At 68.2% G+C, this 21,125-nt stretch carries 19 protein-coding genes; 16 read left to right on the forward strand and 3 right to left on the reverse strand.

The window, feature by feature from the left end:
• Positions 1-233 precede the first annotated feature (233 nt).
• The 5 genes from DMB37_RS13010 (at position 234) to DMB37_RS13030 (ending at position 6,413) form a co-directional block, all read left to right on the forward strand.
• Positions 234-1,601, forward strand: a complete 1,368-nt coding sequence (locus DMB37_RS13010; protein ID WP_135232920.1) for an NAD(P)/FAD-dependent oxidoreductase — start codon at positions 234-236, stop codon at positions 1,599-1,601.
• 10 nt (positions 1,602-1,611) lie between these two features.
• Positions 1,612-2,763 carry a serine hydrolase gene (locus DMB37_RS13015; protein ID WP_135232921.1) on the forward strand — a complete coding sequence of 384 codons (1,152 nt, stop codon included), beginning with the start codon at positions 1,612-1,614 and terminating at the stop codon, positions 2,761-2,763.
• Positions 2,763-3,803 (forward strand): NAD(P)-dependent alcohol dehydrogenase, encoded by a 1,041-nt coding sequence (locus DMB37_RS13020; protein ID WP_135237545.1) that lies wholly within the window; start codon positions 2,763-2,765, stop codon positions 3,801-3,803. The genes DMB37_RS13015 and DMB37_RS13020 overlap by 1 nt, the downstream gene beginning before the upstream one ends.
• Positions 3,804-3,820: 17 nt before the next feature.
• A complete protein-coding gene (locus DMB37_RS13025; protein ID WP_135232922.1) occupies positions 3,821-5,470 on the forward strand; it encodes a class I adenylate-forming enzyme family protein in 1,650 nt (549 codons plus the stop codon).
• 85 nt (positions 5,471-5,555) lie between these two features.
• Positions 5,556-6,413: an alpha/beta fold hydrolase gene (locus tag DMB37_RS13030; RefSeq protein ID WP_167768831.1), complete on the forward strand. Its 858-nt coding sequence runs from the start codon at positions 5,556-5,558 to the stop codon at positions 6,411-6,413.
• 8 nt (positions 6,414-6,421) lie between these two features.
• Here the strand turns inward: DMB37_RS13030 and DMB37_RS13035 are convergent, their stop codons facing one another.
• Positions 6,422-6,706 carry a hypothetical protein gene (locus DMB37_RS13035; RefSeq protein ID WP_107658887.1) on the reverse strand — a complete coding sequence of 95 codons (285 nt, stop codon included), beginning with the start codon at positions 6,704-6,706 and terminating at the stop codon, positions 6,422-6,424.
• Between the two features lie 200 nt (positions 6,707-6,906).
• Here DMB37_RS13035 and DMB37_RS13040 point away from each other — a divergent pair, with 200 nt between their 5' ends.
• Positions 6,907-7,971: a DoxX family protein gene (locus DMB37_RS13040; RefSeq protein ID WP_135232924.1), complete on the forward strand. Its 1,065-nt coding sequence runs from the start codon at positions 6,907-6,909 to the stop codon at positions 7,969-7,971.
• Positions 7,972-7,989: 18 nt separating this feature from the next.
• On the opposite strand, the gene DMB37_RS13045 is transcribed toward DMB37_RS13040, so the two are convergent.
• Positions 7,990-8,421, reverse strand: a complete 432-nt coding sequence (locus DMB37_RS13045) for an STAS domain-containing protein (RefSeq protein WP_135232925.1) — start codon at positions 8,419-8,421, stop codon at positions 7,990-7,992.
• A gap of 95 nt (positions 8,422-8,516) precedes the next feature.
• Between DMB37_RS13045 and DMB37_RS13050 the strand changes: the two genes are divergently transcribed.
• From DMB37_RS13050 to DMB37_RS13090, 9 genes are all read left to right on the forward strand, one after another.
• Positions 8,517-9,104, forward strand: coding sequence for a TetR/AcrR family transcriptional regulator (locus DMB37_RS13050; protein ID WP_135237546.1), 588 nt, complete (start codon positions 8,517-8,519; stop codon positions 9,102-9,104).
• Positions 9,105-9,213: 109 nt separating this feature from the next.
• Positions 9,214-10,089, forward strand: a complete 876-nt coding sequence (locus tag DMB37_RS13055) for a TauD/TfdA family dioxygenase (RefSeq protein ID WP_240772377.1) — start codon at positions 9,214-9,216, stop codon at positions 10,087-10,089.
• The gene (locus DMB37_RS13060) at positions 10,086-10,625 is read left to right on the forward strand and encodes an FcoT family thioesterase (protein ID WP_135232926.1); all 540 of its coding nucleotides are present in this window, start codon (positions 10,086-10,088) and stop codon (positions 10,623-10,625) included. The genes DMB37_RS13055 and DMB37_RS13060 overlap by 4 nt, the downstream gene beginning before the upstream one ends.
• Complete coding sequence (locus DMB37_RS13065; protein WP_135232927.1) at positions 10,622-12,160, forward strand: long-chain-fatty-acid--CoA ligase; 1,539 nt, start codon at positions 10,622-10,624, stop codon at positions 12,158-12,160. The genes DMB37_RS13060 and DMB37_RS13065 overlap by 4 nt, the downstream gene beginning before the upstream one ends.
• Before the next feature lie 5 nt (positions 12,161-12,165).
• Positions 12,166-12,402, forward strand: a complete 237-nt coding sequence (locus DMB37_RS13070) for a phosphopantetheine-binding protein (RefSeq protein WP_135232928.1) — start codon at positions 12,166-12,168, stop codon at positions 12,400-12,402.
• Positions 12,399-16,793: a non-ribosomal peptide synthetase gene (locus DMB37_RS13075; protein WP_167768832.1), complete on the forward strand. Its 4,395-nt coding sequence runs from the start codon at positions 12,399-12,401 to the stop codon at positions 16,791-16,793. The genes DMB37_RS13070 and DMB37_RS13075 overlap by 4 nt, the downstream gene beginning before the upstream one ends.
• Positions 16,787-17,839, forward strand: coding sequence for an ABC transporter substrate-binding protein (locus DMB37_RS13080; protein WP_135232930.1), 1,053 nt, complete (start codon positions 16,787-16,789; stop codon positions 17,837-17,839). The genes DMB37_RS13075 and DMB37_RS13080 overlap by 7 nt, the downstream gene beginning before the upstream one ends.
• Entirely contained in the window at positions 17,836-18,882 is a 1,047-nt protein-coding gene (locus DMB37_RS13085) for an iron ABC transporter permease (RefSeq protein ID WP_135232931.1), read from the forward strand. The genes DMB37_RS13080 and DMB37_RS13085 overlap by 4 nt, the downstream gene beginning before the upstream one ends.
• Positions 18,879-19,667, forward strand: a complete 789-nt coding sequence (locus DMB37_RS13090) for an ABC transporter ATP-binding protein (RefSeq protein WP_135232932.1) — start codon at positions 18,879-18,881, stop codon at positions 19,665-19,667. The genes DMB37_RS13085 and DMB37_RS13090 overlap by 4 nt, the downstream gene beginning before the upstream one ends.
• A 5-nt stretch (positions 19,668-19,672) precedes the next feature.
• On the opposite strand, the gene sigC is transcribed toward DMB37_RS13090, so the two are convergent.
• On the reverse strand, positions 19,673-20,239 hold the full coding sequence (gene sigC, locus DMB37_RS13095; RefSeq protein WP_135232933.1) for an RNA polymerase sigma factor SigC: 567 nt from the start codon (positions 20,237-20,239) through the stop codon (positions 19,673-19,675).
• Between the two features lie 142 nt (positions 20,240-20,381).
• Between sigC and DMB37_RS13100 the strand changes: the two genes are divergently transcribed.
• Complete coding sequence (locus tag DMB37_RS13100; protein WP_167768833.1) at positions 20,382-21,125, forward strand: zf-HC2 domain-containing protein; 744 nt, start codon at positions 20,382-20,384, stop codon at positions 21,123-21,125.

Consider the following 21,125-nt stretch of genomic DNA (forward strand, 5'->3'; position numbering starts at 1 on the left):
GCTTACCCCTTGTCGGTCGAAAGTTGTGCTGACATGCGACTTTCGCTGGGGCAAGTCTACTGATGCCCGTGCCGTCCATGGCCTTCACTAGACAATACGTCATTCACTAGACACACTGTCTAGCCAGTGTTACGTTGTTGCCTACGTCACCCCCGAAGCCGCACGGCTACGGACGGTTTCGGCGCCGGGCGCGCCACCGCTGGTGACCCCCTCCCAGCACGAGGACAAGTGAATTGACTCGAACCGATCTGCCCAGGGTCTGCGTCATCGGCGCGGGCCCCTCCGGGATCACCGCCGCGAAACGCCTGCAAGACTTCGGCATTCCCTTCGAGGTGTTCGAAGCCTCGGACGAGGTCGGCGGCAACTGGTACTTCAACAATCCCAACGGAATGTCGGCGTGCTACCAGTCACTGCACATCGACACCAGTAAGTTCCGCCTGGCATTCGAGGACTATCCCGTGCCCGAGGGCTGGCCGGATTTCCCGCACCATTCCCAGCTGTTCCAGTACTTCAAGGATTACGTCGACCATTTCGGCTTCCGGGACAAAATCCTGTTCAACACCAAGGTCACCGCGGCCGAGCGGCAGGCGGACGGCCGCTGGCTGGTCACCGCGAACGACGGCCGCACCCGCGACTACGACGCGCTGATCGTCTGCAACGGTCACCACTGGGATCCGCGCATGCCCGACTACCCCGGCGAATTCGACGGTGTACTCATCCACAGCCACGCTTACAACGATCCGTTCGATCCGGTCGATATGCGCGGCAAGAAGGTCGTTGTCGTCGGTATGGGTAACTCCGGACTGGATATCGCCTCGGAGCTGTCGCAGCGCTTCGTCGCGGCGAAGCTCACCGTCTCCGCCCGCCGCGGGGTGTGGGTGCTGCCGAAGTACGTGCACGGCAAGGTCGGTGACAAGCAGAGTGTGCCCGCCTGGATTCCGCGCAAGGTCAGCTTGAAACTCAAGCAGCGCTTCGTGCGTAAATTCCGCGGTGACATGGAGTTCTACGGGCTGCCCAAGCCCGATCACGCGCCGTTCGAGGCGCACCCGTCGGCCAGCGAGGAGTTCCTGCACCGCGCGGGCTGCGGCGATATCGCGTTCAAGCCCGCCATCACGGCGCTGGACGGCCCACGGGTGCGCTTCGCCGACGGCAGCACCGAGGAGGTGGATGTGATCGTCTGCGCCACCGGCTATCACATCAGCTTCCCGTTCTTCGCGGATCCGAACCTGGTGCCGGACGCGCAGAACCGCATGCCACTGTTCCAGCAGATGATGAAGCCGGGAGTGGACAACCTGTTCTATCTGGGTCTGGCGCAACCGCTGCCGACGCTGGTGAACTTCGCCGAGCAGCAGAGCCGACTGGTCGCCGCCTACCTCACCGGCAAGTACCTGCCGCCCAGCGAAACGGAGATGCACGCGGCGATCGGCGCGGCGGAGCAGCGCCGGGCCGGGCGCTACTACGACTCGCCGCGGCACACGATCCAAATCGAGTTCGAGCCGTATGTGCGTGACATGAACAAGGAAATGGCAAGGGGCGCAAAGCGTGCCGCGGCTAAGGGGTATGCGCTACCGGTGCCTGCCCGCGCACTCGAGCATGCGTGAGTGAGCGACAATGACTACTTCGGGATTCTGCGCCGATCAATTCGCTGGCGTACGTACGGAATTGGCGAACCAGCTGGCCACGGGCGAGGAGCTCGGCGCGGCGATCTGCGTGACGGTCGACGGCGAACCGGTGGTCGACATCTGGGGTGGGCACCGCGATATCGAGCGCACCGTGCCGTGGGCCGAGGACACGCTGGTCAATGTCTTCTCGATCAGCAAAACAATGACCGCGCTGGCCGCCCTGGTGCTCGTCGACCGTGGCGAGCTGGATGTGCGGCAGCGGGTCGCGCACTACTGGCCGGAGTTCGCGGCGAACGGCAAGGGCGACATCGAGATTCGGCAGCTGCTCGGACACACCTCCGGGGTGTCCGGCTGGGAGCAACCGATCGAGCTGGCCGATATCTACGACACCGAGGCGGCCAGCGCCCGGCTCGCGGCGCAGGCACCGTGGTGGACGCCGGGCACCGCGTCGGGCTATCACGCGCTCAACTACGGGCACCTGGTCGGCGAGGTGATCCGCCGGATCACCGGCCGCGGCCTCGGGCAGTTCTTCGCCGAAGAACTCGCCGAGCCGCTGGCCGCCGACTTCCATATCGGCACCGCCCCCGAACACCACCACCGGATCGCGCCGCTGGTACCGCCGCCGATGCTGGAGTTCGACATGGCCTCGCTCGATCAGACGAGCATCCTGGTCAAGACCCTTACCAGCCCCCTGCTCGATCTTCAGCAGGCCAACAGCGCCGCCTGGCGGCAGGCCGAGATCGGTGCAGTGAACGGTCACGGCAACGCCCGTTCGGTGGCCCGGATCCAGTCGCTGGTTTCCAACGGCGGCACGGTGGACGGGCGGAAGATGCTGTCGGAGCGGACGATCGAGCTGATCTTCGAGCAGCAGTCGGACGGCCCCGATCTGGCGCTGCTGCTGCCGCTGCGCTTCGGCCTCGGCTACGGACTGCCGCAGCGACAGACCGCACCGGAGGTACCCGACGGCCGGGTCTGCTGGTGGGCCGGGCTCGGCGGCGCCATCGTCGTCAACGACCTGGATCGCCGAATCACCTTCGCCTACACCATGAACAAGATGGCTCCGGGTTTGATCGGCTCCGCCCGCGCCGACGCCTACCTGCGCGCGGTCTTCACCGCGGTGGGCGCCGAGGCTCGCACGTGATGCGGGCACTGCAACTCACCGAGCCGGGAGTGCTGGAGCTGCGCGAGGTTCCGGTCCCCGAGATCGGCCCGACCGAGCTGTTGCTTCGGGTGGGCGCGGCCGGGATCTGCCACTCCGATCTGCATGTGCTGCACATCCCGTTCCGGCTGCGCGAGGAACCGCTGACCCTCGGACACGAGGTCGCTGGCACCATCGAGGCGGTCGGCGCCGAGGTCGGCGGCCGCACCGCCGGCGAACGCGGCATCGTCTACCTGTGCTGGTCCTGCGGCGTGTGCCGGGAATGCGTGTCCGGCAACGAGAATGTCTGCCTGGCCGCAGGCCGCACCGCGATGCCGCCGTGTCCCGGCCTCGGTCCGGACGGCGGCATGGCCGAGTACATCCGCATTCCGGCAAGCGCTTTCGTGCCGATCGGTGACCTCGACTTCCGCCAGGCCGCCCCGCTCGCCGATGCCGCGCTGTCCAGCTATCACGCGATTCGCGGTGCCCGCGAACACCTTCGGCCCGGCTCGGTCGCGGTGGTGATCGGCATCGGCGGTCTCGGTCATGTCGCGGTACAGATCCTGGCCGCGACCAGCGCGACCCAGGTGATCGCGGTCGACGTCGGCGCGGACAAGCTCGCTTTGGCCGCCCGATGCGGCGCGGCCGAGGGCCTGATCGCGGACGCCGACACCGCCCGCCACATTCTCGACCGCACCGACGGTCGCGGCGCCGACGCGGTCTTCGACTTCGTCGGCGTCGATCAGACGGCCACGCTCGCCGTGGAATCGGTGGCCCCGAACGGCGCGTACCGGATGATCGGTCTCGGCGGTGGCGCACCGGAGCTCACCGCGGGCCCCGCCGGTGGGCCGGGCTGGCCGTGGGGCGCGTCGGTCCGAAAGTCCTACGGCGGCACCAAATCCGACTTGATCGAGTCCGTCGCCCTGGCCCGCTCGGGCAAGCTCACGGTCGAGATCGAGCAATACGACCTGGCGGCAGGCCGCGAGGCGCTCGACCGACTCGAGCGCGGCCTGGTCACCGGCCGCGCGGTATTGGTTCCGTAGACGAGGAAGTGCGGCATATGACAAAGCCATTCGATCAGCAGGCGTTCGCGGCGGCCGCGGCGGCCCGGTTGACCGGGCCCGGTGGCCGATTCGAGATGGTGGTCGAGGACGTACTCGGCGCGCCGCTGCCGGTGCTGCGGCACCGCGACAAGTCGCTCGGCGACGTGCTCGCGGCGTCGACCGCCTGGGGCGCGCGCGATTATCTCGTCACCGAGGACCGCAGGATGTCGTTCGCCGAGCACGCGGCGGCGGTCGGTGCGCTGGCCACGGCGCTGCGCGACCGCTACGACATCCGAAAGGGCGACCGCATCGGCATTCTGGCCGCCAACACCCCCGAGTGGGTCGTCACGTTCTGGGCGGCGCAATGCCTCGGCGCGATCGCGGTGGGCTACAACGCGTGGTGGACGCCCCGCGAAATCGCCTACGGTGTCGAGCACACCGAGCCCGCCGTGCTCGTCGTCGACGCGAAACGCGCGGCGCTGGTGGCGGAGCTGGATATTCGCGTGCCCGTGCTCACCATGGAAGACGAGTTGCCCGGCGTGATCGCCGAATTCGGTGGGAGCGAACTCCCGCGCACGGCGGTGGACGAAGACGACCCGGCGATCATTCTGTACACCAGTGGCACCAGCGGGCGACCGAAGGGCGCGGTGCATTCGCATCGAAACGTGGTGGCGGTCATCGGCTATCACCTGTTCAACGACGCGATGGCCGCCGAGTTCACCGGCGCGACCGAACCGCCGAGCGGGCGGCGGTTCCTGCTCACCTCGCCGCTGTTCCACATCGCCAGCCTGCACAACCTGGTGGTGCCTCGGCTGGTGACCGGCGATACCGCCGTCCTCTATCAAGGCTCGTTCGACGCGGATCGGGTGCTGCGCCTCATCGAACGCGAGCGCATCACCAACTGGGGCGCCATGCCGACCATGGCCACCCGGCTGCTCGACCAGGACCTGTCCCGGTACGACCTGTCCTCACTGGCCTCCTTCTCGCTGAATTCGGCACCGTCCTCGGCCGCGCTGCAACAGCGACTGCGCGAACAACTTCCGGTGGCGCGGACAGCGCTGGTCACCAGTTACGGGCTCACCGAGTGCAGTACCGCAGCCACCCTGGCCAGCCCGGCCGAGCTCGCGGCGTTCCCGGATACGGTGGGCCGCCCCGTCATCGGGGCCACCGTGCAGGTCCGCGACAGCGCGGGCAACCCCGTACCGGACGGCACCGAAGGCGAGATCTGCCTGCGCAGCCCTTACGTGATGCTGGGCTACTGGGACGACGCAGCGGCGACCGCAGCCGCGATCACCGAGGATCGCTGGCTGCGCACCGGCGATATCGGCGTGCTCACCGAGGGCAGGCTGCGATTGTCCGGCCGGCGTTCGGATCTCATCCTGCGCGGCGGCGAGAACGTCTACCCCACCGAGATCGAGCAGTGCCTCGAGGAGCACCCGGCCGTGCGCGAATGCGCGGTGATCGGGGTGCCCGACGCCGATCTCGGGCAGACGGTCGCGGCTTTGGTCGTTCTCGACAGCGCTTCGGCGGCAACCGAAGAGGAGTTGCGCGCCTTCGCCGCAGAACTGATCGCCTACTACAAAGTGCCCGCGCGGTGGCGCCTGACCACCACCGCGCTACCGCGCAATGCGACAGGGAAGGTCGTTCGCACCGGCATCGACGTATGAAGCACTCTTCGGACAGGCCGACGCCGACGCCGTAAAATTGTGCACGGATCGGGCATTGCCGCTCGGCCGCTCGCAAGGAGTCACTGTGGACGTTTTCGAGCATCTGGGCAGGGCTGTCGCCTTCGATCGGGCCGGTAGCGGCGCGCCGGTGGTCTTCCTGCACAACGCGGGCACCCAACGCCATATCTGGGACGACCAGGTGACGGTGCTGCGGCGCGACCACCAGGTATTCGCGCTCGACCTCCCCGGTTACGGCGAGTCCGAGCAACCCGCGGACGGCTACCGCCTCGCGGACTACGTGCACATGCTCGGCGCCTTCCTCGACGCCCACCGCCTCACCGACGTGGTGCTCGTCGGCAACTGCCTCGGCAGCGCCACCGCGCTGAGCTACACGATGGGGCATCCGGGGCGGGTACGCGCGCTCGTCCTGATCAACCCGCTGACCTGGGACACGGTCAGCTCCGGGCAGTCGGCGGCGCTCGCCTGGGCGGACGCTCGGCTGCCGCTGGGCCCGCTGGCCCGCAGGCTCGCGCTGCCCGGCCGCGCCGTGTCGATGATCGTGGCCAACCAGCTGGGCACCCGAGGCAAGCGGCAACGACTCCAGGATTCGCCGCGGCTGCGCGCCCACTGGTCCGATCGGGGTCGTTTGTTCGCCCTGCACGGCCTGGTCCAGGACTTCCCGGCCTACGCCGCCTTCGATCGGTTCGACCCACCGCCGGACTTTCCGCCCATCTGCACGCTCTGGGGGAAGCAGAACCGCATTCTCTCGGCCCGCGCGGGCGCCCGCCTCAATCGCAGGCTGCACGTCCACACGGCGGTCGAGCTGCCCGACTGCGGGCACCTGCCGATGATGGAGGACCCGGAGCGGGTCACCGCGGTCATCACCGACTTCCTGGCGACGACCGGCCGGGCCACAGTCCCGAAGGCCGTCGGCGGGTCCTGAGCGCTGCCCTACAGCGGCCCTGCGGTCGGATACAGCTCGGTGAAGCTGTCCGAGCGCACACCGCAACCGGCGCACTCGAATTCGACGCCGAGGGTGAGCAGCCAGTGGACGCGGGTGTGACATGTATCGCACATGAAGTCGACACCCTCGACGTGGCAGCAGCCGCGTTTGCGAATGAACCATTCGGCGCGATGTCGGCAGGGCACGGTATCGAAGCGGAAGGTGCAGCCGGGTGCGGCGGGCAGCGGGGCCACGATGGCCTCGAAAGTCGTTGGGGCCGTTGCGGAGTTCATCGGCGGTACCTTCCGGCGGGCAGCTGAGCGACGACATGCGGATCCCTCGGATCCACACTCTGCTGATCGTTAGCCAAATTATTGCTGTTACGCGGTGTAGATTCGACGTCCGATACGCCCGTTACTCCCCGCCCACCGGGTTTGATGCGACACCTTCCGGGAACCCGGTCGAATAGAGCCGTCGAGGAAAGGGATCCGTCATGTTGTTACGCCGACTTGCCCGCCCGCTTTTGGCCACTGTCTTTGTCGTGGAGGGTGTCGATACGTTGCGACGCCCGGAATCACGAGTCAAGGCGGCGACCGAGCTGGTGCAGCGAGGCCAGCGTCAGCTGCCCGAGCAATACGCCGCGAAGCTGCCGAGCGATCCGGGAACCGTCGTACGGATCAATGCGGGCGCTCAGGTAGCCGGAGGTGTGCTGCTGGCCCTCGGCAAGGCGCCACGCCTGGCCGCGCTGGTGCTGGCGGCCACCGTCGTCCCGGCCACGGTCACCGAACAGGACTTCTGGAACGAGCCGGATCCGGCGCAGAAGGCGACCAAGCGCAAGGCGTTCCTCAAGGATCTCGGGTTGCTCGGCGGGCTGATGATCGCGGCCGCCGACACCGAGGGCAAGCCCTCGCTCGGCTGGCGTGGCAAGCGGGCCGCCCGTGATGCGGCGGCGACGGTCACCGCGGCCCTGCCGTTCACCGGATCCTCCGACGGCGCGACCAGCGAGCTGCTGAAGCGCCGTGCCCACGAGGTCGCCGCCGCGGCAGGCAGTCTCGGTAGCGCCGCGGCCGCCAAGGGTTCCGAGCTCGCCGAGACCGTGCAGCAGCACGGCCCCGAATGGGCTTCTGCCGCAAAGGAACACGCGGCTCCACTGGCCGAGACGGCCAAGGAGCGCGGCGCGGAGCTGGCCGATGTCGCCAAGCACCGCGGCGCGGAACTGGCCGACGTGGCCAAGCACCGCGGCGCCGAATGGGCCGAACTGGCCAAGGAACGCGGACCGAAGTGGGCCGAGTTCGCTCGTGAACGCGGCGCCGAGCTGGCCGAGCTCGCCAGGGAGCGCGGCGCGGAGCTGGCCGACGTGGCCAAGCACCGCGGCGCGGAGTGGGCGGAGCTGGCCAGGGAGCGCGGGGTGGAGTACGCGGAGGTCGCCAGGGAGCGCGCCGCCGAGCTGGCGGACACCGCGCGCGACCGTGGCCCTGAGCTTGCCGACACCGCTCGCAAGCGCGGCGGCCGGTTTGCCGAGACCGCTCGGCATCGGGTCGAGAAGAGGCTGAACTAGGCAGCACCAGGCCGAAAGCTAGGCCGTCTCTTCGTATCCCACGGAGCTGTCGGCCAGCGCGGCGTCCAGCGACCGCACGCGGTGGAAGCTGGGCGCCAGGCCGGTCACCTCCAGAACGCGATCGACACAGCGCGCCTCGGTGATCAACACCATTCGGCGCCTGGTCTTTTCGGCCTGGGTCTGCGCGTCCACCAGTACCCGCAGGCCGGCCGCGCCGAGGAAGGTTACCGGCGAGAGGTCGAGCACGACCATGGCGGCACCGCCGCTGAACAGTCGGCGGAGCTGATCACGAAAACTGGGCGCGGTGCCCAGATCGATCTCGCCGACCACCAGCATCACGGCGATGTCGCGGCGCGGACGGCACACCGAAAAACGAAGAACTTCAGTAACTTCCAGCACCGAACGGTCCGGGGGCGGGCCGGAGAACCGCTCGTTGTTATTGAGGGACATTTGCCGACTCCTCGGTCTGTCACCACACGGGACAGACCTGTCTTCCTAGTGAAGCATGGCCCGACAGCTCTGTACAGCGTTAGGGTTATACCGTGATGGCAAGCGACGACATGGTTGTCGGTGCCCGCGAACGGATCCTGTCCACCGCCTACGAACTGTTCACTCGGCGTGGCATCCGAGATGTCGGCGTCGACGAGGTGATCGCCAGGGCGGGCATCGCGAAAGCGACGCTGTACCGGCATTTTCGCACCAAGGACGACCTGGTCCTCGCGGTGCTGGCCCGGCGCGAACTGCTGTGGACCTTCGGTCTGATCGAGCAGCGGTCCCGCGGGCTCGGCAGCACCGCGGAGGAACGGCTGCTCGCCATCTTCGATGTGCTCGACGACTGGTTCGGTACCGACGGCTTCGAGGCGTGCACGTTCATCAATGTGCTGCTGGAGATGGGCCCGGAGCACCCCGCCGGTCGGGCGAGCATCGACCACTTGGACAACATTCGTGGCCTCGTCCGCTCCCGTGCCGAGGAAGCCGGGTTGCGCGACCCCGACGACTTCGCCAGGTCCTGGCACATCCTGATGAAGGGCTCGATCGTGTCCGCCACCGAGGGCGACCGGCACGCGGCCCGACGTGCCCAAGCCATGGCGCGGAACCTGATCGACAGTCACCGCGTCGAGCCTGCGGCCTGACCCACTGAGCTCGGGTTCGGTCCGGCCACCGGGCACACCGAGTGTCGGCTAGCTCACAACCGACGATATGCCGGGGAACTACAGGGCGTAGTTGGCCGACTACGTGGTTATGCAGCGAACAGCCATGCGGATCAGCCCGCAGGGAGATTTCGGTGTGGTGGTCGAGGACTTCGACCCCACCTCGCCCGACGATGTCCGCGCGGTCAAGCGCGCCGTGTACCGCGAGCGGATCGCGGTGATCAAGGGCATCGAGCTCGATCCGCACCAATTCGTCGCGCTGGCCCGGGGTTTCGGCGACCCGGTCCGCTACTACGAGCCGATCTACCACCACCCGCAGGTGCCCGAGGTGTTCGTGTCGTCCAATGTCGACACCGGCCGGCAGCGGGTGGGTGTGCCCAAGACCGGGAAGTTCTGGCATTCGGACTATCAGTTCATGGCGCGGCCGTTCGACCTGACGTTCACCCACACCCAGGTGGTGCCCACGCACAGCCGCGGCACCTACTTCATCGACCTGGCCCGCGCCTACCGCGACCTCAGCCCCGAACTGCGGCGGGCCGTCGCCGACACGGTCGCGACGCACAGCGTGCGCCGCTACTTCAAGATCCGGCCGAGTGATGTCTACCGGCCCGTGTCCGAGTTGCTCGCCGAGATCGAGCGGAAGACGCCGCCGGTGACGCTGCCGACGGTGCACCCGCACCCGCACACCGGGGAGCCCGTGGTGTACGTCAGCGAGGGGCTCACCGAATCCATCACCGCGGCCGACGGCACCGACCGGCCTGATCTGCTGCACGAATTGCTCGCCGCCACTGGGCAACTCGATGAAACCTTCGAGCATCCGGCGATCCGGCTACAGACCTTCGAGCGTGACGATCTGCTCATCTGGGACAACCGCAGCCTGGTGCACCGGGCGCTGCACAACACCACCTGTGAGCCCGCGGTGTCGCACCGGGTCACCGTGTACGACGACGAAGGCGTCCCGGCGTGACCGGGGCGGTGTTCGCCAACGATCCGTTGTTGCTGTCGGAGGTGTTGCGTTGCTACAAGCCACATTGCCGTTATCTGCGCGAGCTGACGGTCGAGGCACAGGGCGAACAGGCAACGGCCACTGGTACTTTCGAGATCGCCGAGTCCTACTACATCGATGCGACCGGTCACCTCAACTCAGTCGAGGTGAACATCTGTTATAACCAGATGCTCTACCAGACCATCGCGGTGCTGGTGCGCCATCGCGTCGGTCCACTGTTCGGCGGCTGGACCATGGACGACTACTGGCGGCGCCAACTGCCCGGCATCCTGATCACCCGGCTGGACAGCGAGTTCCGGCGGCCGATCGATCCGCGGCGGTTCTACGGGGAGTTCGTCCTCGCCGGCAGCGAGGCACGCGTCAGCTCGATCGATGGTGCGCCGTTCACCTCGTTGGACACGTCGTTTCGGTGCTGGGACGACGCAGGGGGACGCTGCGCGGGCACGGTTCGGTTGGCCATCGTCGACGTCGAACAACCGCTGGGAGCGGTGCGATGAGTGCACCCACGCTGACTTCGATCCTCGCGAAGCACGCGCGGAGTCGTCCGGACACCCTGGCGATCGCCTGCGCTGGAACAGGGCTCGACTACGCACAGCTGCGCGCCGACAGCATCCGACTTGCCCGTGCCTTGCGTGCCGCGGACCTCGATAAGGGCAGCCGGGTGGCGTATCTCGGCAAGGAGTCCGTCTACTACTACGCGCTGTTCTTCGCCTGCGCGCGGCTCGGCGCGGTGCTGGTGCCGATCAACTTCCGGCTGACCGCGCCGGAGGTCGAACACATCATCCGGGACTCGGGCAGCGCGCTGGTGCTGGTCGACGCCGACACCGCCGACATCGTGAGATCCGCCGCGCCGCACGTTCGCTCGGTCCGCATGGACGGCGACGAGTTCGCCGGATGGCTGGCCGTTGGCGGCGACCCGGACCCCGGCGAACATCCATCGGGTCGCGACGACGCGGTGATCCAGCTGTACACCAGCGGCACCACCGGACTGCCCAAAGGTGTTGTGCTGGCGCAACGTAGCTTCTTCGCCATCGCGGAAGCACTCGCGCAGGCCGGGCTGGACTGGATCGACTTCCGCGACGGAGACCGCAATCTCATCGGCATCCCCGGCTTTCATGTCGGTGGAATCTGGTGGGCCATGCAGGGTTTCGCGGCAGGCATCACCAATGTGGCGATGCCGCGGTTCGACAGCACCACCGCGGTGGCGATCATCGAGGAAGCCCGGATCACCACCATGTGTGTCGTCCCGTCCATGCTGCGGCTGATCCTCGGCGAACCGCGAGTGACGCCTGAGGCCGTCGGGTCGGTGCGCAAAGTCGTCTACGGCGGATCGCCCATTTCGGAGACGCTGCTGCGGGAAGCGTTGGAGCTCTTCGGCGCCGAGTTCGCGCAGATCTACGGGCTGACCGAGACCGGGAACACCGCGATCTGCCTGCCGCCCGCGGAGCACGCGGCAGGCAATCCGCGGTTGGCCGCCGCAGGCCGGCCGTATCCCGGTGTGTCCGTCAAGGTCATCGACGCCTCCGGTGCACCGCGGCCACCCGGCGAGGTGGGAGAAATCTGCCTGCGCTCGCCCGCCGCCATGCTGGGCTACTGGAACCTGCCGGAGGCCACCGCGGAAACCCTGGTCGACGGCTGGATCCACACCGGCGACGCCGGATACGTCGATGCCGACGGCTACCTCTACATCCGAGACCGGCTGAAGGACATGATCATTGTCGGCGGCGAGAACATCTATCCCGCCGAGATCGAGAACGCCCTGGCCCGGCATCCCGCCGTGGCCGACGCGGCGGTGATCGGTGTGCCGGACGACATCCTGGGTGAATCGGTGCACGCGTTCGTCGCGCGCCGGCCCGGTGCGCAGGTTCGGGTGCGTGAGCTGATGACGTTCTGCCGGGAGCAGCTGGCGTGGTTCAAGATTCCGGTGCGCTTCGAGTTCGTCGACCGCATTCCGCGCAATCCCAGCGGCAAGATCCTGCGCTGGCAGCTGCGCGACCGGTTCTGGGCCGACCGGGACAGACAGGTCAACTGAGCGCGATGGAACCACTCACCTACGACAGCGTGCGCGCGGACATCGCCGACGTGCTGTATCTCGAACCGCACGAATTGAGCGACACCGACGATCTGTTCGCCGCCGGACTCGATTCGGTGCGGCTGATCGGCTTGATCGATCGGTGGAAGTCCCGCGGCGCCGCACCGGCTTTCGTGGACCTGGCCGAGAACCCCACCCTCGCCGCCTGGTGGCCGCTGCTCGCCCCACGGTGTGCGCCGTGAGCGCACGTGCCCGAGCAATCGACGGAACCGAGGCGGCCGTGGGTTCGGCCGCGCGACCGTTGACCGCCGCACAGCTCGGTGTCTGGCTCGGCCAACAGCTCGATCCGGCCGCAGCGGTCTTCAATATCGCCGAGTACGTCGAGATTTCAGGACCGATCGTGCTCGAGGCGCTGATTGCCGCGATTCAGGCGGTGGTCGATGAGGCTGCGGCGTTGCACATTCGGTTCGTCGAGGACGGTCCTCGGCAGATCGCGGCATCACCCGACTGGGCTGTTCAGGTGGTCGATGTTTCGGGCGAGCCGGATCCGTTGCGCGCGGCGCTCGCGCTGATGGATCGGGATGTCTCGCAGCCGGTGAGCCTGACCGATGATGTGCTCTTCGCGCACATCGTGTTCCGGCTCGATGCACGACGGACGCTCTGGTATCACCGGGTGCACCACATCCTGCTCGATGGCTATGGCATGGCGCTGATCGCACGCCGGGTTGCCGAGCTGTACACCGCGTCGGTAGCCGGAACAACTTCGCCGCCTTATGCATTCGGCGATTGGGATGCGGTGGTGGCGGCCGATCTCGCGTATGCCGTATCCCCCGAGCTCGACCGCGATCGCACCTTCTGGCTCGACTACCTCCGCGATCGCCCGGCGCCGGTCACCTTGTCCGGTGCCGCATCGCGGACGACTTCCGCTGCGGGCCAAGCACTCCGAGAGTTCACCACGCTCGATTCCGAGATCGTCGCGCTGCTGCGCAGCGTCGCACAGGCCGCACGTGCCAATTGGACCGACGTGTTCATCGCGGCGGTCGCCGCATACCTGCACCGGATGACCGGCACCGCGCAAGTGTGTCTCGCGCTACCGGTGATGTTGCGTACCGGGACGCCCGCGTTGCGAGTGCCGTGCATGACGCTCAACGGTGTGGCCCTGTGGGCCGATCTCGCGGACGACCCGACGCTGACCGAGCTGACCGGCCAGGTCGCGCGGCAGCTGGTCCGCAGCCGCCGTCATCAGCGCTACCGCAGCGAGCAGGTGCGCCGCGACCTCGGCTTGGTCGGCAGCGACCGCAGTATGTACGGCCCGTCGGTCAACATCATGCTGTTCGACTACGACCTGCGCTTCGGTGCATGCACCAGCACGGTCCGCAATGTCACCGCGGGCATGATCGACGACCTGGTCTTCAACCTCTACGACCGGATGGATGGCGCCGGGCCGGCGCTGTATCTCGATGGCCATCCGAGCTCGTACACGGCGGCGGAGCTGGCCACGCATCTCCAGCGTTTCACGACGTTTCTCCGACGCCTCCTGACGGAGCCCGATCGGCCCCTCGCTGCGGTCGATCTGTTCCTGCCCGGGGAACGAGAGTGGCTGCGTGCCAACAGCAGCGGTCCCGAACGTGCTCGGCACGACAGCACGGTGCATCACTTGCTGACCGCCCAGGTAGACCGCACCCCGACGGATACGGCGCTCGTGGCCACCGGTGCCGGCGGCACTCGGCAGATGCTCACCTATGCCGAACTCGACAGCCGGACAGAGCTATTGCGCGCTGCACTGACCGCAGTGGGCACTCGCCCTGGTCACGCCGTGGCGGTGCTGCTTCCTCGCACCACCGATGCGATCGCGGCGCTGTTCGCCGTACTCGCCAGCGGTGCAACCTATGTCCCACTCGACTCCGGACAGCCGGACGCGCGATTGGCGATGCTCCTGGATGGCTTGGTCGAGGGAACCGAGCTCAGTGCCGTCGTGACCATGACCGCGCTGGCCACGAAGATTCCCGCCGCACTACGCGACCGGTGCGTCGTGCTGGATGACGGTGGCCTACCGGTAGTTCCGCACGCTCACCCCCCGCTCCGCCTGCATCCCGAGCACCCGGCCTGGGTAGTCCACACTTCGGGCACCACCGGAACTCCCAAGGCCGTGGTGATTTCACACGACTCGGTCGTGAACCTGTACCACCACCATCGCGAGCACCTCATCGAGCCCGCAGTGGCGGCACGAGGTGGGCGGCGGATGCGGGCGGCACTCACCGCATCGATGACCTTCGACACCGCTTGGGAAGGGTTGTTCTGGCTGCTCGCGGGACACGAGCTGCATCTCATCGATGACGACCTACGCCGCGACCCCGACCGCCTGGTGCGCTACATCAAAGCGCAGCGCATCGACTTCCTCGATGTCACACCAACTTTCACGCGCGAACTGCTGGCCGCCGGGCTCTACGCCGGAGCATATCGTCCGGGGGTGCTGGCGCTGGGCGGCGAAGCGGCCGATCCGGCCTTGTGGACCGCGCTCCGAGCCGAGCCGGGCATCTCGGTCTACAACCTGTACGGCCCAACGGAATGCACTGTCGATGCCACCTGGGCCACCCTCGCCACACACTCCGCACCATCGATCGGTTCTCCCGTCACCAACGGCCGCTGCCACGTCCTGGATCGACGCCTGCAGCCGGTGCCGCCCGGGGTCGTCGGTGAGCTGTACGTCGGCGGGATGCCGGTCGGGCAGCGGTATCTCGGTGCGCCTGCCGCTACCGCAACGCGATTCGTGGCCGATCCGTTCGACGCGAACGGCAGCCGTCTCTACCGCACCGGCGATCTGGTGCGGTGGCACACCGACGGCCATCTGGAGTATCTGGGCCGCGGCGACGAACAGATGTCGTTGCGCGGCTACCGCATCGAGGTCGGCGAGGTAGAGGCCGCGCTCATCGCACACCCGCAGGTCGGCGCGGCCGCGGTGCGTATCCACGGCGAAGTCCTTGTCGCTTATGTGGTGCCCACGCCCGGCGCGGGTGCGCCCGACGCGCAGCACCTCCGCACACACCTGGCCGGTCGGCTACCCGACTACATGGTGCCGTCGGTCTATGTCTCGCTGGATCGCCTGCCGCACACCACGAACGGAAAGTTGGATCGAGCCGCCTTGCCTGCACCGCCGGACAACTTACCGACCGACCGAACCCCGCGCACGCCCACCGAACGCGCGCTGGCCCGCTTGTTCGCCGAGGCACTCGAGGTCGCGTCGGTGGGCATCGATGACGATTTCTTCGCCCGCGGCGGGCATTCGTTGCGGGCGGCAAGGGTGCTCAACGGTGTCCGGGAGGCCTTCGGAGTGCGGTGGGACCTGCGCGCCATGTTCGACACACCCACCGTCGCCGGGCTCGCCGAACGCCTCGAATCCGGCCAGAACAGCGGGTTATCTTGGACCGCAGCGGATCTCGAAGCGGACACCCGGCTCGACGACGCCATCCGGGCGACCGGCGAACCACAAACACAGCCGCACGCGGTGTTGCTGACCGGCGCGACCGGGTTTCTGGGCGCGTTCTTGCTCGCTGCCCTCCTCGAACGTACCGACTTTCAGGTGTACTGCCTGGTCCGCGCAGACGATGATGCCGCGGCACTGCGCCGCATCGAATCTGGCTGCACGCGTTACGGTCTCGATCGCCCGCCAGGGAACCGGGTCACGGCCATCGCGGGAGACCTCACTCTCCCCCGGCTAGGCCTTTCGCCGATGCATTACCTACAGCTGGCCGACACCATCGATGTGATCGTCCACAACGGCGCCCGAGTCCACCACTTCGAGCCGTACTCCCGACTTCGGTCGGCGAATGTCGAAGGCACCGAACGCATTCTGCGTCTCGCGACCACCGGCACGACCAAACCGGTCCACTTCGTGTCCTCCGTCGACACCGCATTCGCCGTCGACGGCAACCCACCGGTCCTCCCCGAAGACCGACGGGTAGCGGCGACATCGTTGCCGCACAACGGATATGTCGCGAGCAAGTGGGTGGCGGAGGGTCTGGCGTACGCCGCCGCCGACCGCGGCGTACCGGTCACGGTGTACCGGCCCGGCCGCATCGGCGGCCACTCGGTGACCGGCGTTTCCGGCCAGGACGACGCGTTCTGGAGCCTGATCCGCGCGATGGTCGTGCTCGCGGCCGTCCCGGCCGAGAGTTACGACGCGGGCACCGTCGATCTGGTGCCGGTGGACTGGGTCGCCGCCGCCATCACCCACCTTGTCGCCCACCGGCCGACGGCCCCCACCTACCACCTGACCAGCCGCCGCCCGCTGCCATTCGCCGCAGTCATCGACGCACTGCGTGACCGCGGCTATCCGATCACCGAAATCCCCGGCCCGACCTGGCACGCCCGGTTGACCGCTATGGCGGACCAGGCGTCCGCGCAGGATGACCATGCACTGACCATCGCCCGCGCGCACGCCGCACACCTCACTTCCCCCGGTGTCCCCGTCAGCTACGGGCATGACAACTCCGCCGCCGCACTCGATCCCGTACTCCCGCAACCGGATCCCGCCGCCCCGCTGCGCGCCGGGATCGACTACCTGATCGACACCCGTTTCCTTCCTCCGCCACCGGCTGTGGCGGCGCAACGATCGAAGAGGCACCCATGCTGACGAAACGCGCGCTGCTGCTGGCACTCGCGGCAAGCACCCTCGCCGTGACCGGCTGCACGACCACGGTCACCGACGCGGCGGACAACAGGCCGTCCGCGGCGGCCACCGAGGGTGTCACCAAATACCCGGTGTCCCTGGATAATTGCGGCAAGACCTACACCTTCACCGAGGCGCCGAAGCGCGTCGTCGTGATGAACGGTGGTTCCGTCGGCGAGGTATCCGCACTGCTCGCGCTGGGTGTCGCCGACCGGGTGGTGGCCAACGCCCAGTCCTACGGCGCCTCCGACGTACCGGGCCGGGCCGCCGCGATCGACGCGTTGCCGACCGGTCGGATCACGCCGAACAGCCTTCAGGACATCCCGCGCGAAGCGATGCTGAACCAGCACCCCGACCTGGTGATATCCACCGGCGGCGGCGGTTTCGCCGCCGACCAGGGTTTCGCGACCCGTGATGAGCTGGCCGCCGCGGGCGCCAATACCTATGTGCCCCGCGCGAACTGTAGCGTGACCGGTGCCGTCACCGGCACGCCGACGATCGAGGACAGCTACGCGCTGCTGCGCGATCTCGGCACCATCTTCGATGTGCCGGGCCGGGCCGAACGGCTGATCGCCGACTCGACGCGTGCGATCGCCGAGACGGTGAACCAGGTCGCCGGGCAACCGAAGAGGAATGTGCTGCTCGTCTTCCCCGGCATGGGCATGGGCGATTCCTCGGACTTCTCCGCCATCGCGGCGGGCGGCATCTGGAACGACGTGATCGGCAAGGCGGGCGCGGTGAACCCGTTCGATCGCGACGATGGCACGACGTTCGTGACGATCAGCAAAGAACAACTCGCGGTGACGCCCATCGATGGGCTCGTCGTGGTCAACTACCGCAGCCCCGATATCGACGCGGTCGCCAAACGCATCCTCGCGCAGTTCCCGCAGTGGGCGGCCGCACGGACCGAAAACTATGCGGTGCTGTCGGATTCGATCTACCTCGGCCCGAGCAACGACGTCGCGGTGCGGCGCATCGCGACCCTGGTGCACCCCGAGCAGTTCCGATGACTCGCGCCACCACCCGTGCCCCGTTGGCGAGGACACCGTTGCCGATCGTGCTCGCGATCTCGGCCGCGGTGCTGCTCGCCGTGATGCTGCTGTCGATCGCCGCGGGCGCGGTCACCGTCTCGATCGCCGACACCGGCCGAGTGATCCTGGCCCATTTGTCCGGCAAGACACCGGATGTCGGCTTCACCGTCGACCAGATCGTCTGGCACTATCGACTCCCCCGAGTACTCTTGGCCGCGCTGTGCGGCTGCGGTCTCGCGGTGGCGGGCGTGATTCTGCAAGCGCTGGTGAACAATCCACTGGCCGACCCGTATGTCCTCGGACTGTCCTCCGGTGCTTCGCTCGGCGCGGTGACCGTGATCGTCACGACGGGGGGCGTGCTCGGCGGGATCGGGGTGAGCGCCGCGGCCTTCTGCGGCGCGGTGGCGACCATCGCGGTGGTGTTCCTGCTCGGGCAGCAACGCGGCACCCTGGTGCCCACCCGGCTGGTGCTGGCCGGTGTCGCGGTCGGCTACCTCCTGCTCGCCGCCACCAACTACCTGCAATTGCGGGCCACACCGAACGAGCTACGGGCAGTGCTGTTCTGGACGATGGGCAGCGTCGCCGGAGCAAGCTGGGACCGGCTCGGACCGGTGACCGTGGTGGTGCTGGTGACCGTAACCGTCGTGCTCGCCTTCGGCCGCAGGCTCAATGTGCTTGGCACCGGCGACGAGCAGGCCACCGCGCTGGGTGTCGATGTGCGCACGCTCCGGATCACCCTGCTGGTGCTGGCCTCGCTGCTGACGGGCGTCCTGATCGCGGTGGCCGGCGGTATCGGCTTCGTCGGCTTGCTGATTCCGCATCTGGTCCGGCTCGGCTTCGGCCTGGACCATCGACGGGTGCTGCCGCTGTCTGCCCTGATCGGTGCCGCGTATCTGGTTGCGGTAGACCTGCTTTCGCGTACCGTCGACGCGCCCAACGAGTTGCCGCTCGGTATCTTCACCGCCGCGTTCGGCGCACCGTTCTTCCTCTGGCTGCTGCGCCGCAACGGTGGACCGGCATGAGCGCCTCGGCCGAATTGTCGGTTGCCGGAGTGAGTGTCACGTTCGGGGACGCGACAGTCCTGGACAAGGTGACCCTGCATGCCCCGCCCGGCACGGTCGTCGGCCTGGTCGGCCCCAACGGCAGCGGCAAGACCACGCTGCTGCGCACCGTCTATCGATCACTCCAACCCGCCACCGGCATCATCGCGATCGATGATGCCGACATCACCGGGATGTCGATCCGCACGGCGGCACAGACAACCGCAGCCGTACTCCAGAACGGTTCCGGCGCACCGGAATCGACCGTCGCCGAAGTGGTCGGCCTCGGCCGCAATCCACATCACACCCTGTTCAGCCGGGACACCGCGGCCGATCACCGGGCCGTCGCGGACGCCATGGCGCGCACCGGCGTCACCGCCTACGCCGACCGCACCGTAGGTTCGCTGTCCGGCGGCGAACGTCAGCGCGTCCTGCTCGCCCGAGCCCTCGCGCAACAACCACGGCTGCTGGTGCTCGACGAACTGACCAACCATCTCGACGTCCGGGCCCGCTTCGAACTGCTCGACCTGATCCGGTCCACCGGCATCACCACGCTCGCGGTGCTGCACGAACTCGACCTGGCCGTCCGCTGTTGTGACCGGCTGGTCGTGCTCGACCGCGGCGGCGTCGTCGCGGCGGGCGCGGTGCTCGAGGTGATGACGCCGGAACTACTCCGCGAGGTGTTCGGCGTGCACGCCACGGCGACGAGGCACGCCGACGGCGTCATCCGATTGCATTACGCCGCAAACCCTTTGGCTGAGCTGTGACGGCCTCAGCCGTGCGCGCGGCGCCTGCCGCCGAATCGGGTTGCGGCCACCAGATCTTCGCGGCCCCGCGCCACCCGCGAACGCACCGTGCCCACCGGGCAGCCGCACACCGCCGCCGCCTCCGCGTAGGACAGCCCGAGCACCTGGGTGAGCACCAGCGCCTCGCGCCGCTCCGGCGCCAGGTCGTCGAGCAGCAGATTGAGCTCAACGATCTCGGCCAGCCCGTCCCGGCGCGGCACCTGCCGGTCGGCCGCCGCGGCCCAGTCGACGCCGTGCGCGATCTTCGGCCGGGCCACCGCCATCCGCACCTGATCGACCACGACGCGGCGCGCGATGGACAGCAGCCAGGTGCGCGCGCTGGCGCGGCCCTCGAAGCGCTTGATGCTGCCGAGGGCGCGCAGGTAGGTCTCCTGGGTCAGGTCGTCGGCCCGGCCGACCTCGGTCAAATGGGCGAGCAGTCGCCACACGTCTTTCTGGGTGGCCCGGATGAAGGCTTCCAGTGCCCGCCGGTCGCCGCGCGCCGCCGCCAGTGCCAGGCGGGTCGTCTCGTCATCCTCGGCGGGCGTCGGCATGGTGTCGACAATAACCGGCGGTTACCGCAGCGAGAGACCGGCCCGGTGACCGTAAACCGCGTCACCGCGGCGGGCGCGGTGACGGAGGCCACCGAAGACAACCTGCGGGAACTTCGGTGTCCGGATAGACGACAATCTGGACGTGGAGTGCAAAGTGTGCCGGACGGCGCTGTCGGCCCGGATCGACGGCGAGCGCGAAATCGTTCCCGCGGCCAGGGTGGACGAGCACCTGGAGCAGTGCGCCGAGTGCTGTTCCTGGTACGTCGCCGCGGTGGAGACCTCGAAGCGATTGCGCGGCGGCTCGTCGTACGCGCCGGACCTGACCGGCGCGATCTTCGCCGCCGCCGAGTTGGAGCTGCCGCAGCCGTCGCGGCTGTCCAGGCTGCGCGCCGCCGTGCCGACCTCGCGCACCGTTTCCGCCCGTGTGCTGCTCGGCCTGCTCGGTGTCGTGCAGTGCGCGTTGGCGCTGGCCCAACTGGCCGGGTTCGACTTCGGCATGAGCCACCACCACGCCGCCGAGATGACCCGCCACCTGCTCAACGAGAGCACCGCGTGGAGCCTGGCCATCGGCGTCGGATTCCTCTACTGCGCGCTGCGGCCGCAGGCCGCCTCGGGCGTGCTTCCGGTGTTGGGCGTGCTGGTCGCCGCGTTGAGCGCGTTCGTAGTGTCCGACCTGTACTCCGGTGTGGTGCCGGTTTCCAGGGTGCTCTCGCACGGCCTGCTCGTGATCGCGCTGGTGCTGGTCGTGGTCGTGCACCGGACCCGCCGCCCGGACACCTCGCCACCGACCAGCGACCGGGTCCCCACCGATCTGGTCCTGCCGCCGGGCGCCCAGCTCGGCAGGCGCACCCGTCACCTTCGTTCGACCCAGGATCCCGCCGCGTGA

Origin of the sequence: Nocardia sp. CS682 (genome assembly GCF_004634405.1) — a bacterium.
GTDB classification, from domain to species: Bacteria; Actinomycetota; Actinomycetes; order Mycobacteriales; family Mycobacteriaceae; genus Nocardia; species Nocardia ninae.

Coding starts and splice junctions, on each gene's coding strand:
- DMB37_RS13015 (WP_135232921.1), top strand. CDS start 1,612: ATGACTACTTCGGGATTCTGCGCCGATCAATTCGCTGGCGTACGTACG.
- DMB37_RS13020 (WP_135237545.1), top strand. CDS start 2,763: ATGCGGGCACTGCAACTCACCGAGCCGGGAGTGCTGGAGCTGCGCGAG.
- DMB37_RS13025 (WP_135232922.1), top strand. CDS start 3,821: ATGACAAAGCCATTCGATCAGCAGGCGTTCGCGGCGGCCGCGGCGGCC.
- DMB37_RS13035 (WP_107658887.1), bottom strand. CDS start 6,706: ATGAACTCCGCAACGGCCCCAACGACTTTCGAGGCCATCGTGGCCCCG.
- DMB37_RS13040 (WP_135232924.1), top strand. CDS start 6,907: ATGTTGTTACGCCGACTTGCCCGCCCGCTTTTGGCCACTGTCTTTGTC.
- DMB37_RS13045 (WP_135232925.1), bottom strand. CDS start 8,421: ATGTCCCTCAATAACAACGAGCGGTTCTCCGGCCCGCCCCCGGACCGT.
- DMB37_RS13050 (WP_135237546.1), top strand. CDS start 8,517: ATGGCAAGCGACGACATGGTTGTCGGTGCCCGCGAACGGATCCTGTCC.
- DMB37_RS13055 (WP_240772377.1), top strand. CDS start 9,214: ATGCAGCGAACAGCCATGCGGATCAGCCCGCAGGGAGATTTCGGTGTG.
- DMB37_RS13065 (WP_135232927.1), top strand. CDS start 10,622: ATGAGTGCACCCACGCTGACTTCGATCCTCGCGAAGCACGCGCGGAGT.
- DMB37_RS13070 (WP_135232928.1), top strand. CDS start 12,166: ATGGAACCACTCACCTACGACAGCGTGCGCGCGGACATCGCCGACGTG.
- DMB37_RS13080 (WP_135232930.1), top strand. CDS start 16,787: ATGCTGACGAAACGCGCGCTGCTGCTGGCACTCGCGGCAAGCACCCTC.
- DMB37_RS13085 (WP_135232931.1), top strand. CDS start 17,836: ATGACTCGCGCCACCACCCGTGCCCCGTTGGCGAGGACACCGTTGCCG.
- DMB37_RS13090 (WP_135232932.1), top strand. CDS start 18,879: ATGAGCGCCTCGGCCGAATTGTCGGTTGCCGGAGTGAGTGTCACGTTC.
- sigC (WP_135232933.1), bottom strand. CDS start 20,239: ATGCCGACGCCCGCCGAGGATGACGAGACGACCCGCCTGGCACTGGCG.